12 protein-coding genes and 1 tRNA gene are annotated in these 14,286 nt (G+C 45.4%); 6 read left to right on the top strand and 7 right to left on the bottom strand.

Annotation, left to right across the window (positions count from 1 at the left end; genetic code table 11):
* Positions 1 to 134 precede the first annotated feature (134 nt).
* Together AC060N_RS09940 and AC060N_RS09935 are read left to right on the top strand one after the other, a co-directional pair.
* Positions 135 to 620 (top strand): NifB/NifX family molybdenum-iron cluster-binding protein, encoded by a 486-nt coding sequence (locus tag AC060N_RS09940; RefSeq protein WP_479526952.1) that lies wholly within the window; start codon positions 135 to 137, stop codon positions 618 to 620.
* Positions 601 to 828: a hypothetical protein gene (locus AC060N_RS09935; RefSeq protein ID WP_479526951.1), complete on the top strand. Its 228-nt coding sequence runs from the start codon at positions 601 to 603 to the stop codon at positions 826 to 828. The genes AC060N_RS09940 and AC060N_RS09935 overlap by 20 nt, the downstream gene beginning before the upstream one ends.
* Before the next feature lie 57 nt (positions 829 to 885).
* Here AC060N_RS09935 and AC060N_RS09930 read toward each other — a convergent pair whose 3' ends face one another.
* From AC060N_RS09930 to AC060N_RS09920, 3 genes are read right to left on the bottom strand one after another with little or no spacing between them, the layout of a single operon-like run.
* A complete protein-coding gene (locus AC060N_RS09930; RefSeq protein WP_479526950.1) occupies positions 886 to 2,325 on the bottom strand; it encodes an NAD(P)(+) transhydrogenase (Re/Si-specific) subunit beta in 1,440 nt (479 codons plus the stop codon).
* A gap of 9 nt (positions 2,326 to 2,334) precedes the next feature.
* Positions 2,335 to 2,649, bottom strand: a complete 315-nt coding sequence (locus tag AC060N_RS09925) for an NAD(P) transhydrogenase subunit alpha part 2 (protein ID WP_479526949.1) — start codon at positions 2,647 to 2,649, stop codon at positions 2,335 to 2,337.
* A 1-nt stretch (position 2,650) separates the two neighbouring features.
* Positions 2,651 to 3,787, bottom strand: coding sequence for a Re/Si-specific NAD(P)(+) transhydrogenase subunit alpha (locus tag AC060N_RS09920; protein WP_479526948.1), 1,137 nt, complete (start codon positions 3,785 to 3,787; stop codon positions 2,651 to 2,653).
* A gap of 318 nt (positions 3,788 to 4,105) precedes the next feature.
* On the opposite strand from AC060N_RS09920, the gene AC060N_RS09915 reads away from it, so the two are divergent.
* A tRNA-Gly gene (locus tag AC060N_RS09915) sits at positions 4,106 to 4,178 on the top strand.
* Positions 4,179 to 4,268: 90 nt separating this feature from the next.
* Here AC060N_RS09915 and AC060N_RS09910 read toward each other — a convergent pair.
* Both AC060N_RS09910 and AC060N_RS09905 read right to left on the bottom strand, forming a co-directional pair.
* Complete coding sequence (locus AC060N_RS09910) at positions 4,269 to 4,490, bottom strand: hypothetical protein (RefSeq protein ID WP_463229252.1); 222 nt, start codon at positions 4,488 to 4,490, stop codon at positions 4,269 to 4,271.
* Positions 4,491 to 4,626: 136 nt separating this feature from the next.
* A complete protein-coding gene (locus AC060N_RS09905; protein ID WP_479526947.1) occupies positions 4,627 to 5,160 on the bottom strand; it encodes a DcrB/PsbP domain-containing protein in 534 nt (177 codons plus the stop codon).
* 176 nt (positions 5,161 to 5,336) lie between these two features.
* Here AC060N_RS09905 and AC060N_RS09900 point away from each other — a divergent pair, with 176 nt between their 5' ends.
* Entirely contained in the window at positions 5,337 to 6,011 is a 675-nt protein-coding gene (locus AC060N_RS09900; RefSeq protein WP_106542780.1) for a zinc metallopeptidase, read from the top strand.
* 77 nt (positions 6,012 to 6,088) lie between these two features.
* Here AC060N_RS09900 and AC060N_RS09895 read toward each other — a convergent pair whose 3' ends face one another.
* Positions 6,089 to 7,585, bottom strand: coding sequence for a Gfo/Idh/MocA family protein (locus tag AC060N_RS09895; RefSeq protein WP_479526946.1), 1,497 nt, complete (start codon positions 7,583 to 7,585; stop codon positions 6,089 to 6,091).
* Between the two features lie 125 nt (positions 7,586 to 7,710).
* Here AC060N_RS09895 and AC060N_RS09890 point away from each other — a divergent pair, with 125 nt between their 5' ends.
* The gene (locus tag AC060N_RS09890) at positions 7,711 to 9,786 is read left to right on the top strand and encodes a TonB-dependent receptor plug domain-containing protein (RefSeq protein ID WP_479526945.1); all 2,076 of its coding nucleotides are present in this window, start codon (positions 7,711 to 7,713) and stop codon (positions 9,784 to 9,786) included.
* A 131-nt stretch (positions 9,787 to 9,917) separates the two neighbouring features.
* Positions 9,918 to 10,358 (top strand): DUF5606 family protein, encoded by a 441-nt coding sequence (locus AC060N_RS09885; protein WP_106542777.1) that lies wholly within the window; start codon positions 9,918 to 9,920, stop codon positions 10,356 to 10,358.
* A 50-nt stretch (positions 10,359 to 10,408) separates the two neighbouring features.
* Here AC060N_RS09885 and AC060N_RS09880 read toward each other — a convergent pair whose 3' ends face one another.
* The gene (locus AC060N_RS09880; RefSeq protein ID WP_479526944.1) at positions 10,409 to 14,266 is read right to left on the bottom strand and encodes a PAS domain-containing hybrid sensor histidine kinase/response regulator; all 3,858 of its coding nucleotides are present in this window, start codon (positions 14,264 to 14,266) and stop codon (positions 10,409 to 10,411) included.
* Positions 14,267 to 14,286: the final 20 nt, after the last annotated feature.

Below are 14,286 nucleotides of genomic sequence, written 5' to 3'. Positions count from 1 at the left end.
TAAATGTTGGGAAGGTTTTCTTCTTAAAGGAACATATGTTCATACACTTTGTTATCTTTAAAAAGATTCCTTTCAAAGACCTGAATTGGATTTGAGCTTATATTGCAAAATTTCCAACCTAAAAACCAGACTTTATGAAATCGAACTTGCGTTTTGCTTTAGCTGTGAACAGTGATCATATTTTTGAACCCCAACATTTTGGCGATGCGGATAAATACCTTTTGTATGACTTTCGTGAAGGCAAAATAAATTTCCACCGGGAAATATTGAATCCTGCCAAGGATTCGCAGCATAGTATCGCTCATGGTTCCCCGGAAAAGGCCCGGTTGTTGACAAGCTTATTCCGGGATGAAGAGGTTGATGTTCTTGTTTCGAAAAAGTTTGGTGGTAACCTGAAAAGGATCAATCAATATTTTATTCCCGTCATTATTTCGCTCGATTCGCCTGAAGACGTGTTGGAAATTCTGCAAAAGCACGTTCACTGGTTGACGGAAGAACGTCGTAAACACGTTGGCTCTTTTCAGCTTTTTCAGATTAATCAGGGAATCCTGAAGTCTTCAGTACGGCAAGATAAGCCGGTGCATCGTAAAATGTTTTTTGATGAATCCGAAAGAAACTAACCGGGAGAAGTATGAAAGAATTTCTCAGTTGATTGGAGAACAGCGCTACGGCGAAGCGCTCAATGAATTAAATGATTGGGAAGAGAATCATCATCAATTCCCGGAAGGAAAGATATTACGAAGTCAACTGAAAGAAATCCTTCGGTACCAAAACCTGGACATCTACGCTAATACCAATCTTTTTATGGATCCGTGGTTTGACGAATAAAAAAATCCCCGAATAAGCTTCAACGCAAATCCGGGGACTATCATATCACCATTTTAATTACAAACTCTTGATCTCATTTACCAGCGCCTGCAGCGAGTCTTTGGCATTGCCGAAAAGCAGACGTGTTTTCTCACCAAAGAATAACTGATTTTCAATTCCAGCATATCCTTTCCCTCGTCCACGCTTCATCACAATAATATTCTTCGCCTCATGCGCGTGTATAATCGGCATTCCGGCGATGGGACTGCCGGGATCGTTCAGTGCTGCCGGATTGACTGTATCATTGGCACCAATTACAACCGCGACATCAGTGCTCGGCATATCCGGATTGATGTCGTCCATTTCCACCAACTGGCTGTAAGGAACATCCGCTTCCGCCAACAGCACATTCATGTGTCCGGGCATACGACCGGCCACGGGGTGAATAGCATAGCGCACATTGACTCCCTTCGACGACAATAACTGGTCAAGCTCGTGACAAACATGTTGTGCCTGGGCAACGGCTAATCCGTAGCCAGGAATAATGACCACATTCTGCGAATAACTTAACAGGATGGAGGCATCGCTCAGCGTAATTTCCTTCATCGTGCCACCTTCGGCCTGTGCGGCAGACGGACCGCCACCAAAAGCTCCGACAATCACATTGAGCAATGAGCGATTCATGGCGTTACACATCAGTACGGTCAGAATACTTCCGGCTGAGCCAACCAAAATACCACCCAGAATCATCGCCTGGTTGTTATAAATAAAACCGGCCATAGCGGCAGCAATACCAGTAAAGCTGTTCAATAGCGAAATAACGACCGGCATGTCGGCACCTCCAATCGGCATGACAAACAGAACGCCGTAAAGCAGTGATACCCCGAACAGGACATAAAGCTCCCAGTTGAGTTCTTCGGTACTTTTTCCGGATACGAGCATGTAAACAAATATGGCTACCACAAAAATGAGCAGCGCAATGTTGACATACTTCATGATGCCGGCGCGAATATCTTTGATTTTTCCGTCTAGCTTACCATAGGCAATCATCGAACCGCTGAAGGCGATACTACCGATGACCAGTCCCAAAAGGGTGACCAGAACAAGCCGCACATCGGTGATGTCGGCATGAGGAAATTCGAGCAAAGCGACCAGCGCCGAAGCCAAACCTCCGGTGGCATTGAAGAACGACACCAGTTGGGGCATGGCAGTCATTTTTACGGTCCGGGCAATGTACCAGCCCAAGACAGTTCCAACGCCAATCGATACGATAATGATCCAGATGTTTGTTAATGCGATTCCTTGTCCGTCGGCATTTTTATGTAGAAACATGGTTGCAATCATAGCCAGCAGCATACCGGCTCCGGCAATGATGTTCCCCCGGCGCGCCGTTTCAGGATGGCTCAGGAGCTTCAAACCATAAACAAATAAGAGTGCAGCCAGCAAATAGCTGAGCTGAAGCAGGGTTTCGCCCATCGTGAAGGGCGTACCGTTGAGTGTTCCGATAATTTTATCCATATCGCTCGTTTATTTCTTTTTCTTCTTAAACATTTCCAGCATTCTGTCCGTCACAACAAAACCTCCGGCCACATTAAGCGTGGCGAAAATGATGGCCAAAATGCCGAGTACCAGTTCGGTAGAAATATGGCTGGTATCGGCATGACCGACCAGGATAATTCCCCCAATGATGATAACACCACTAATGGCATTGGCACCCGACATGAGCGGCGTATGCAACACCGACGGTACATGCGAAATCACTTCAATGCCAAGAAAAATAGATAGAGCGATGACAAAGATGACTTCTTTGTAGGTATAGAAATAAACTAATACTTGTTCCATATCATTCGTTTTTACTGTCTAACATCGATTTAACCCGCTCATTAATGACTTCACCATTACGGGTTATGCACGTTCCTTTAATAATCTCGTCCTCAAAGTCGAGCTGAAGCTGACCTTCCTCATCAATCAGGAGAGCGAGAAAATTGGAGAGGTTTTTACCAAACATTTTGCTGGCATCGGTAGGCATTTGAGCGGGATAATTGGATTGTCCCACAATACGCACACCATGATGTTCGACCATTTCGTTATCTTTCGAAAGCTCACAATTTCCACCTGTCGAAGCGGCCAAATCGATGATTACCGATCCGGGCTTCATCTTTTCCACCACATCATTGGGAATTAAGACCGGGGCTTTCTTACCAGGAATTTGCGCCGTCCCGATAACGACATCAGCTTTTATGACTTTCTCGTTAATGGCTTCCTGCTGCCGTTTCTTGAAATCTTCGGTCTGTTCAACCGCATAGCCGCCGGCCGCAGCATCCTCTCGGGCGCCTTCCACTTCAACGAACTTAGCGCCGAGGCTCATAACTTCCTCTTTAACGGCTGAGCGCACATCGAAAACCTGAACCTGGGCTCCCAACTTACGGGAAATGGCGATAGCCTGCAATCCGGCCACGCCGGCGCCCAGAATCAATACATTGGCCGGACGGATGGTTCCGGCAGCTGTCATAAACATCGGGAAAAAAGAGGGAAGGAGGGATGCAGCTTCCAAGACAGCCTTGTAACCCGAAACTGTCGCCATCGACGACAAAACGTCCATCGCCTGGGCGCGTGTAATCCGGGGAACCGAATCGAGACTGAAGCTGACCATTCCTTTCGAAATGAAAGCCTTCACCAAATCGGTATTCCAGAGCGGATTATACTGGCTAATCCAGATTTGATCTTTTTTCAGACTTTCAACTAAATCGGTCTCAGGAGGTTGAATTTGTATCAGGACTTCGGCTTTTTCCAAGACTTCTTTCCGTGATACAACCTGGGCACCAGCCTTTTTATAACTTTCATCATTTTGGTAAGCTGTTTCACCGGCCCCTTCCTCGACGAAAATTTCCACTTTTCGTTCTATCAGGCCTGAAACAACTTCGGGTAACATGGCGACCCGTTTCTCTGAACCGGTCTCCTTCAGTAATCCAATTATCATAAGTTGCTTATTTAATGGATAGTTTCTTTATGAACGTACTAGTTTTCATTCGGTTTGACAACATATTGTATAACAGGAAATCGCAGGTTTCGAAATTCCCTGAAAAGGCAATATCAATATTTGATGAACGGAGATGTAGAAAGGAATGGTTAAATGATGATAATTACTTTTTCGTATAACAAGGAAAGAAAGTTCCGCGCTGACCGTTTTTTCTGAGATAAGAATAAAAAAAAATGCCAACAGGGTAGGAGTATTTTTAGGAAAAAATGGAAAACCACAACTGAAAAAAATAGTACATTTGCTCTGGTCATTTTAAAAGCGGCAATAGCTCAGTCGGTAGAGCATCAGCTTCCCAAGCTGAGGGTCGCGAGTTCGAATCTCGTTTGCCGCTCATGAAAAAAGCCACTTACATCGGTTATCGCTGTAAATGGCTTTTTCTTTGGCCGCTGTTCTCAAAACGCTCTCCAGGTTACAACTTTATTTAGCAGTCGAAATCACTTTGCGTAATAAAGGGCTGTTTGGTTTCTTCGCTTAACCGGTTAAAATAAACCGCTGCCTTCTCATTTTCTTTCCGGTGGCTGAATAGTAGAAAAAGGTCGAGGTTGACTGTTTCGTGGTTAACCTGCATATATTCCTCTTGCGATACCAGCGAGAGCTCTTCAATTTCGGCGGCTGTTGGATGGTAATCCCACACTGTTTCCATAACTCCTCCTCATTCTTAATGGTAAAAAATGGTTTTGTGTCTGGAATCCAGTCGGCTCATGGGTTGTAAACGAAAGGTCGGTGTTCGTTTCTAAAAATAGAAAAAAAGCTGAAAGTTGATTTTACGAAAACAACAATTATTCTTCGCGGCAACCAAAAGTCTGTTCCAACTGCAGAAATGCTGCTTCAGTTGCCTTTTTGTCATCCAGTCCGCTCTGCATGAATAAGCTAATGGTTTTTCCTTCGCAATTCAGACAGATAATTTCACCCTCCATTTTGTCACCGTTAACCAACGTGGCATATTTCGACCGGTAAGCTTTCCGTCCGGCAAAAGTGACAGGCTCGATGGCAGTAAATTCAATACCCGGCTGCTGGTAAATATCGGCGGCCCGCATGTTCTTTTTGTGCGAGTCAATCACCACATCCGGTTCGATATGCGCATTTAGCCAGGTAACGGTAATCACACCCGTGGCATCTTCTGTGTTATGCTCGGCCGAAAAATAGTGTCCGTCTTTACCTACGGGTTCATCCGAAATAATCTTCCAGTCGGCTGGAAGACTGAATGATACTCCATCTTTCAGAAATTGAATATTGTCATTGGAAGGAGTTTCAGCGAAAGCGTTGGAAAGAAATAATGTTAAAACGGCAAATATGGTAACGAGGTGTTTCATGGTTCATTTCTATTTTGATGATACAAATATGATGAACCTTACCGGGAAAACGTGACAGTATTAAGAAAATTTAAGATAATTTGAACGCTGCCAATCGGTCCGGATTTATAATTTGGCAGGGCATTTGTTTATCTCACGATGTTATGACAAACGTGGAAAACTAAAAACAAAAAGATATGATTTGGATTATTTTCATCGGTTTTGCTCTATTGAGCTGGTTGGTAAGTTACCAGCTGAAAAGCCGCTTCAAAGAATACAGCAAGATTCCAACAGCCAACGGAATGAGCGGACGCGATGTGGCTGAGCAGATGTTGCGGGATCATGGAATTCAAGGCGTAAGAATTGGAACCGTTTCAGGTCAGCTAAGCGACCATTATAATCCTGCCAATAAAACAATTAATCTGAGCCGTGACGTGTATTACGGTCATAGTATTGCAGCTGCAGCCATCGCAGCTCACGAATGTGGACACGCGGTCCAACACGCCAGAGCTTACGAGTGGTTGGGCTTACGCTCAAAATTAGTCCCGATTGTGAGCGCCACGTCGAAATATACTATGTGGATTTTGCTGGCCGGTATTTTTACTGTTCAGCGTTTCCCGGCTATTATGCTGATCGGTATCATCCTGTTTGGACTGACTACGTTGTTTAGTTTCATTACCCTTCCGGTAGAAATTAATGCCAGTAGTCGCGCTTTGGCCTGGTTGAAAACAACCGGGATTACAACCGTTCAGACACAGGAAAAAGCTTTTGACGCCTTAAAGTGGGCCGCATACACTTATGTAGTTGCAGCTCTGGCGTCGTTGGCCACCCTTATTTATTATATACTAATATTTATGGGAGCCCGAAGATAAGACAACAGTGTAATTATGTCCTTTCATAGATTAAAAGGTCTGTTTCCGAGGGGAAGCAGACCTTTTTTATCTCCGGACTACACTTGTAGTTGCTTTGTTTTGTCAGCTTTTTCAGGATTAACAACCCGTGTATTACCTCCTTCTTTCATCGAAAGGTCAACCGGAGTATTCTTTTCCCACGAACCACAGGTAAAATCGGGAACTTCAATGGAGTTTGAACGGTTCGCAACCGACCATTCGCTCAATGGTGCTACAACGCTCCACAACGCAGCGTCGTATACGTCTTGATCCAGTGGCAAGCCATTGCGCAAACAATCTATCAATCGCCAGTCCATAATGAAATCCATGCCGCCATGTCCACCAACTTCTTTCGCCATTTCACCAACTCTTTTTACAATTTCCGGTGTATATTGATCTTCAAACTTTTTGAATTCTTCGGGCGAAGCCCAGCGATGTTCAATGGAAATTCGCTGAGGAGACGGCCATTTTTGAGCAGTGGCTTTTGTTCCTGTAATCTGGTGAATACGGGAATAGGGACGGGTAGAGGTTACATCGTGTTTTACGGTTATGGTCCTTCCTTTAGCCGTTCGTATCGATGTGGTATTGTGGTTTCCCCGGTATTGTTTCCTTGCAAACTCTTCATAAAACGAATCCTCTTTTGCTAATTCGTTGGCCATCTGGGCCATCTGAAAATCGTTGGTTTGCATGGCTGTTAGGTATTCCATCTTATCACCGCGATTGACATTCATCACCTGACAAACCGGGCCCAAACCATGAGTAGGATAAAGGTTTCCATTCCGGAAATTTTCCTTCAATCGCCACATATCGGTATAGGCTCCGTCGGATTGCTTATTGTCCTGTGGCTTGGCGAAATTCATTCCGAGTAAGGTATGCAGATAAGCTCCTTCGGCATGCACAATGTCACCGAAATAACCTTGCCGGGCCATATTCAGCGTAAGCAACTCGAAGAAGTCGTAACAACAGTTTTCCAGCATCATGCAATGCTTCTTTGTTCTTTCCGAAGTTTCAACCAGTTGCCAGGCTTCGTCAACTGTGGTTGCAGCAGGAACTTCCGTTGCCGCATGTTTGCCGTTTTCCATGGCATAAATCGACATCGGCGTATGCCAGCTCCACGGTGTGCAGATGTATACCAAGTCTAAATCATCGCGTTGGCATAGCTCTTTCCATGCCGATTCATCGCCGGTATAGGTTGTTGCTTCCGGAAGCCCCATCTCAACAAGCGTCTTTTGGGAAGCTTCAACTGCTGCAGGTCGTTTGTCGCAAAGCGCTTTGATTTCAACCCCATCAATGTGGGCCATTCTGACAACAGCGCCGGAACCGCGATCGCCAAGACCGATAAATCCGACGCGCACCTTCTCCACCTTCGGAGCGGCATACCCCGACATATTAAATCGCTGTGTATGTTTCTTGTTGACAGCCTCTTCAATTTCGGGAAGAGAACTTATTGGAGTTGTGTTTTGGGTTTCTTGCTGGCAGGAAGCCATTCCGCCGGAAAGGATGCCGGCACTGGTTATTCCCGCAAGGCGGAAAAAATTTCTTCGGTTAGTTTTCATTACCTAGTCGTATCAGTTTGTGTTAGTTTCAGTCAGTAACAGGTACTAAGATCCAAAAATGAAAGTAATAAAAGAAATGATTGCCTAACTTTGCGCCGTTTCATTTTAACTTAAATAATCATTTTATGAACAAAACAACTGGCAAGCGCCAGGCATCCGAAGTGGTGACGTTCAAAAAGTGGGGCCGGAAAGGGTACTCCGTCTTCAGCAGCCTGCACAAAGTGGTGCGCATTGGCTCGCTGGGAGTGATGTATCTCCTGCACGCCTTACCCTCGAACGCAGCAACCAACCTCATGGATGCCCGCCGCGACACCCTTGACCTGACAAAGGATACCCATCCGGTCGGCGAGGTTGTGGTGAGTGCGCAACGTGCCCCTGTAACCTTCTCGCAGGTGGCTCGTGTCGTTACCGTTATCGGGAAGGACGAGATTGAGGCTGCTCCGGTTCAGAGTATTCAGGACCTTTTAGAGTATGCCCTAAATGTTGATGTACGACAACGCGGCAATTTCGGCGTCCAGGCCGATGTCAGTATCCGCGGCGGTTCTTTCGACCAGGTTTTAATTCTTCTCAACGGCATCAACATCACCGACCCACAAACGGGTCACCACAATTTAAATCTCCCCATCAGCCTCGATGCAGTAGAGCGCATCGAAATCCTCGAAGGACCCGCGTCCCGGGTATACGGACCCAACGCCTTCAGCGGAGCCATCAACATCATTACCGGAACCAGTGACCATTCGAATGTAAAAGTACGCGCAGCAGGCGGACAGCACGGCTATTATAATGCCGGTTTGTCGGGTACCTGGGTTTCGAAACACATGAAAAACTTCGTGGCAGCTGATTACCGGAAATCCGATGGTTACATTAGCAACACGGATTTCAACATCGGTGAAGGATTCTACGAGGGGAAAATCATGACCAATGCAGGCAACCTGGAAATCCAGACTGGTTATACCAACCGGGGATTTGGAGCGAACAGCTTCTATACGCCTGCATTTCCCAATCAGTACGAGCGTATCAAAACTACTTTCGCGTCAGCTAAAATGGAGACCGGAAAGGTTGTGCATTTCACGCCATCGGTTTACTGGCGGCGGAACCAGGACAAGTTTGAACTGTTCCGTGGTATGGTCGATGCGCCTTCGTGGTACACACAGCACAATTATCATCTGACCGATGTGTACGGAACGAATCTGAATGCCTGGTTTACTTCACCGTTAGGGAAAACAGCGTTTGGTTCCGATTTCCGGAGTGAAAACATCTGGAGTACCGTGTTGGGAAAAGAAATGGACAAGCCAATTAATGTTCCGGGAGAAGATGGAATTCAGTTTACGAAATCAGATTCCCGGACCAACTTCAGTATATTTCTGGAGCATTCGGTTTACTTGAAAAACTGGATGTTCTCGGCCGGACTGATGACCAACTGGAACTCGCAGCTGGGGATGAAATGGAATTTGTACCCCGGAGCTGATATCAGTTGGAATTTCAGCAAGATAGCCCGCTGGTATGCATCGGTGAATAAGTCACTGCGTATGCCAACCTTTACCGATTTGTATTACAGTAGTCCGACGAATGTCGGAAATCCGGATTTAAAACCGGAAGAAGCAACCACTCTGGAATCAGGTATCAAATTGGAACAGAAAGGTCTGATAGGGCACGTTTCCTGGTTTCATCGCTGGGGAAAGAACATGATCGACTGGGTTCATCAACCCAATGAGACGGTGTGGCACGCCGAGAACCTGACGAAAATAAATACCGACGGAATTGAGTTTTCGGCGCGCGTCAGTCTGGACCAGCTGCTTGGACAGAAAACGTTCCTGCACTATGTGGAAGTATCGTACGCCTGGATGAACCAGAACAAGCAGAGTGGGATTTATGCGTCGCGCTATGTGCTCGATTACATGAAGAACAAGCTCGATATCGGTATTTCGCATGCTATCTGGAATCATTTCGGTGCCAACTGGCAGTTCTCTTATCAGGATAGAAACGGCGCTTACACCCAATGGACCGGAACCGGCTATGGACAAGAGGTAGATTACAAGCCATTCTGGTTAGCTGACGCCCGTTTGTATTGGAAGAAAAAAGGAACGAATATCTACATGGGAGTTTCCAATCTGTTGGATAGAACCTATTACGATTTCGGAAATCTGGTACAGCCAGGTCGATGGATTCGCTTTGGAATTATGCAGCAAATCGATCTCTGATAATATCTAAAAGGATTCAGTCCGGGATGTTGGAAAAAATACGTTCCGGATTGAATCCACTGAACAGGTGTCAACGTTTTGCGCCAATTTATTTACTATATTCGTGCACCAAAAAATAAGAAACGAAGCATATGTTAAAAGGAATTTTGGCGATTTCCGGTCAGCCCGGACTTTTTAAAGTAGTATCCGAAGGAAAGAATAACATCATCGTAGAATCGTTGCTGAACGGTAAAAAGATGCCGGCATTTGCCAGCTCTAAAATCAGCTCGCTGGAAGATATTGCCATTTATACTTCGCAGGAAGATGTTCCGTTGAAAGAAGTCTTCAAAAACATCATGGAGAAGGAAGATGGTGGAAAGGCCATCAGCCATAAGGCATCAACCGAAGAGCTTACCAATTATTTTGGTGAAGTTTTGCCTGAGTATGATCGCGACCAGGTTTACATTTCCGATATCCGGAAAGTGATTCAGTGGTATAATCTGCTTCAGGAAAAGGAGCTGCTTAACGACGAAGACGAAGAAGAGTCAGAAGAAAGCGAAACTTCGGAAGAAGCTGATGATAGCAAAGAATAAAACTTACATTTAGATAGAAAAGAGGGCATTCAGTTTAGAGTGCCCTTTTTTTATTGCAGAAATTTCTCGAGCACATGAAACAGATCTTCGAAATCGAGTGGCTTGGAAAGGAAATCATCGGCACCCACTTCAAATGCCTTCTTCCGATCCTGCTCCATGGCATTAGCCGTTTGGAAAATAATCGGAATATCGTTCTGTTCTTTTCTTAGCTTTTTTGTCAAATCAAACCCGTTGATGTCAGGCAGACGAATGTCCATTAGTATAGTCGAATATTCGTTATTTATTAAATTGTCTAACCCTTCGCTTGCATTTTGAGCAAAATCAACTTTACATCCTGTCTCTTTAAGTAGTCTTCTCAACAGGAAGAAATTACTCCGATCGTCGTCAATCAACAGAATTTTCTTACCGGTCCAGTCGTACATTTCCGGGTCAAAAGCTAACTCATCAGGTGAGGTATTTTCGGGTTTGTGATCCGAACCGGCAGGGAAGGGAAGTGTTAGATAGAAAGTGGTGCCTTTACCAACTTCCGAAGTAAAATCGATAGTTCCACCGAGTAGCTCTGCAAAACCTTTCGCGATAGACAATCCCAGGCCAGTGCCTCCGTATTTGTTTAGGTGCGTGTCCTGCGCTTGTCTAAATCGTTCGAAAATGGCCTGGCGTTTATCATCAGGAATTCCAATTCCCGAATCCTTAACGAGAAAGCGAATCTGCGAATGGTCGATAATTTCGTAACCAAATTCAATCTCACCTTCTTCGGTAAATTTAAGTGCATTGTCAACCAGGTTGATGATGATTTGTCGCAATCGGCCTTCGTCGCTGTAAATAAAGCTTTCGTTGTCCTCCAATGTAGTCGTAACTGACATACTCACCTTCGAATTCGAAAGACTGAGCTTCGGCTGAAAGAGTTTGTACAGGTCATTCAGCATCCGGTTAACCGAAAAACGATTGCGAACAATATTAATCTGGCCGGCTTCAATCTTCGACAGGTCGAGGATGTCATTAATAATCGTGAGCAGTTTATATCCGCTTTGCGTGATGTTTTCCAGGAAGTCCTGTTTTTCATCCTCACCAATATTCGACAGTTTCAGCAGCTCGGCGAAGCCCATTATTCCGTTCAGCGGAGTCCTGATTTCATGGGACATGTTAGCCAGGAATGCCGATTTCAATTTGTCGCTCTCCTCCGCTTTTTCCTTGGCCACCAACAGTTGCTGTTGCGCCTCTTTCATGAGCGTAACATCCCGCGATACGGCGAGAATGGAAATGATCTTGTTGTTCGTCGAAAACTCGGGCGTGAGGCGCCAGAGCATGATGACCTGTTTCCCTTTTCTTTTGTGGTGCGTCTCGATGTGTTTCGATTCGCCGGATTTTAAAACATAATCAAGCGTTTCCTGCCATTTTTTCCGCTGGCTTTTCTTCCATACTTTCTCAGGAAGTGGTTGACTCATGATATCAATCAGCCGGACCTGAAAAAGCTCTTCTGCTTGCCGGTTCAGGTACGTTACCCATTGATGACTATCGTAGCGAATAATGGCATCCTGATTATTTTCGGCCAGGCTTCGGAACTTTTGCTCGTTAACCATGAGCGAAGTTTCGGTCATTTTTCGCTCACTTACGTCTTCCAGTATCGCTGCAATTTGATTTCCCTGCAAAGGATAAGCTGTGATTTCGAGGTATCGCCCCGTATCTTTAATGAAGAATTCTTCACGGATAACCGATTGACTCTTCAGTATTTCTTCGATATACGGAAACCAATAGCGCGACTGCCTTCCCATCAAAGTGGAAGCAAGTTTGGCGGCATACTGAGTTCGGGAAATGCCGGTTACTTCTTCAATCGCTTCGTTAACTTCAGCAAACTGAAAATTTACAATGCGATCATTTTCATCTTTTATTACATCGATGATCATAAAGCCGTTGCGCATATGCGAAAATAAGGACCGGAATCGCTGTTCGCTGGCTTTCAGCGATTCACTAATGGAAGTCTGTGTGGTGATATCCTCAATCATGCACACGATATACTGAACGTCATTGCTATCGGATTTAATGGAAGAAGCGGTTACTTTCAGCCATAAGGTTTCAGAATTATCCAATCGGTAAGCTTTGGTCATCACGAGCGAATCTGTCCGGCCGACAATTAACCGTTTCAATGCCTCCCGGGCATCGTTCACGTCATCGGGGTGCATGTGCCGGGCAATGTAATTCATGTCAATTCGTTCACCGCGGGCATTCAGAATGCTGACAAACCGCTCATTCCACATGAAAAGCTTGCCGTCACCGTCGAGGATAATGATACCCAACGGAGCATTTTCAAAGATTGATGAAAGCCGATTCTGACTTTGTTTTAAAGCGTTTTCAGCTAATTTCCTGTCGGTGATATCGAGTAATGAAGTAAGAATGGCGTATACATGTCCGGCGTCGTTCCTGAGCGGCGTTATTGCCACAAGTCCAAATAACAGATGACCATTCTTGCGCTCGAGCCTTACTTCGCGGGTGATTTCTTTTTTCTTTCCCTGAAAAATTTGTCCAACTTCGAAAAGCAGTTCTGAATGATCATCGGGATGAATGATCTGGTTCCAGTTCATCACCTTGAATTCTGCCTGCGAATATCCCAGCATCGTACAAGCCTTATCATTAACTTCTGCAAAAGAATGATCAGCTAAAGCGATGATGTTTCCAAGCAAGCTGGTATCGAAGAACTTACGGAATTTCTGCTCTGATTCGAGCAGCGCGCTTTCGGCCAGGTTTTGTTTGGTGATATCCCGCAGGTTGCTCAGCAGAAGTTTTTGATTATTAACCTGAATGGCAGTGATTTGAATTTCAGCATCAAACAAATACCCTTTATGACTCAGATGTTCCCACCTGAATACCGGTTTCTTTCCGGATAAAGCGTCTTGGAAAATGTTCAGTGCTTTTTCCCTGGAAAGTGCTCCATCGGGTTGCGTTTCAGGTGATAATTCCCAGGGGAAACGCCCGATTAACGCCTCACGTTCCATTTCAAAGAGATCGTTAGTTTTGCGGTTACAATCCACTATCTCGCCCGACTCCTTTAATAAAAGAATAGCGTCGTTAGACATTTCGAATAACTGGCGGAATTTTTTTTCGCTTTCCGATTGTTTTTCTTCCGCTTTTTTCAAAGAGCTGACATCGCGTGAAATCTGGAGAATATAAGGCGTCGTCCCGTTATCGGACCAAATTCGGGTAAAGCGGGTGTCCATATGGTGAACAGAACCATTGCGAGCGAGCACGCGGTATTCGGCAACCGAACTGCCAGAGGTCAACGCCTGACAAATCGCATCGTCATAAGCCATTTTGTCTTCCGGGGAAACCAGGTTGCGCTCCAGCAACTCCTGTTGGTCTGACTCGTCAAAGCCCAGCGATTGGTAGTAGGCCGTATTCACCAGTACTTTTGTCTGGTCTTCCTTCAGTAAAGCAATCCGGTCGTTGGCGCCATTAATCAATGCACGATAGGAGGTACGGTTTTCTTTCTGCGTTGCATCAACGGTAAAAATGTCGGAAATGTCCCTGATGGCACCGGTTATTATTCTCTGCTTATCAGGAGTAACATCCAGCCGGACATTTTCCTGAACCAGCAGAATACTTCTGTCTTTTCTGACGATACGGTAGTTGAGAATCCGGTTCGTTCCGGGCGTTAGCGCCGTGTGCTGGCGGTCGATGTACTCCAAATCCTCCGGATGCACAACGGTGTCAAGGAAAGAGTAGAACCGTTCGTCTGTTTCTCCACGCTGATACCCGGTGATTTTCAGCAATTCATCCGACCAATATCCTTTGGAACCGTCATCTTTGAAATACCCGGTTCCAGTCAGGTCATGAATCTTCTCCAGTTCTTTTACTCTGTTTTCCAATTCAGCTACACGTTCCCGAAGCCGATGGATGTCATTGCTTTCCGCCATTTATTCCTGTTAAATAAAAA

It is taken from the genome of Prolixibacter sp. DSM 2831, assembly GCF_056493735.1.
Note: the sequence above shows the minus strand (reverse complement) of the source record. Positions and strands in the feature narration are given on the sequence as shown.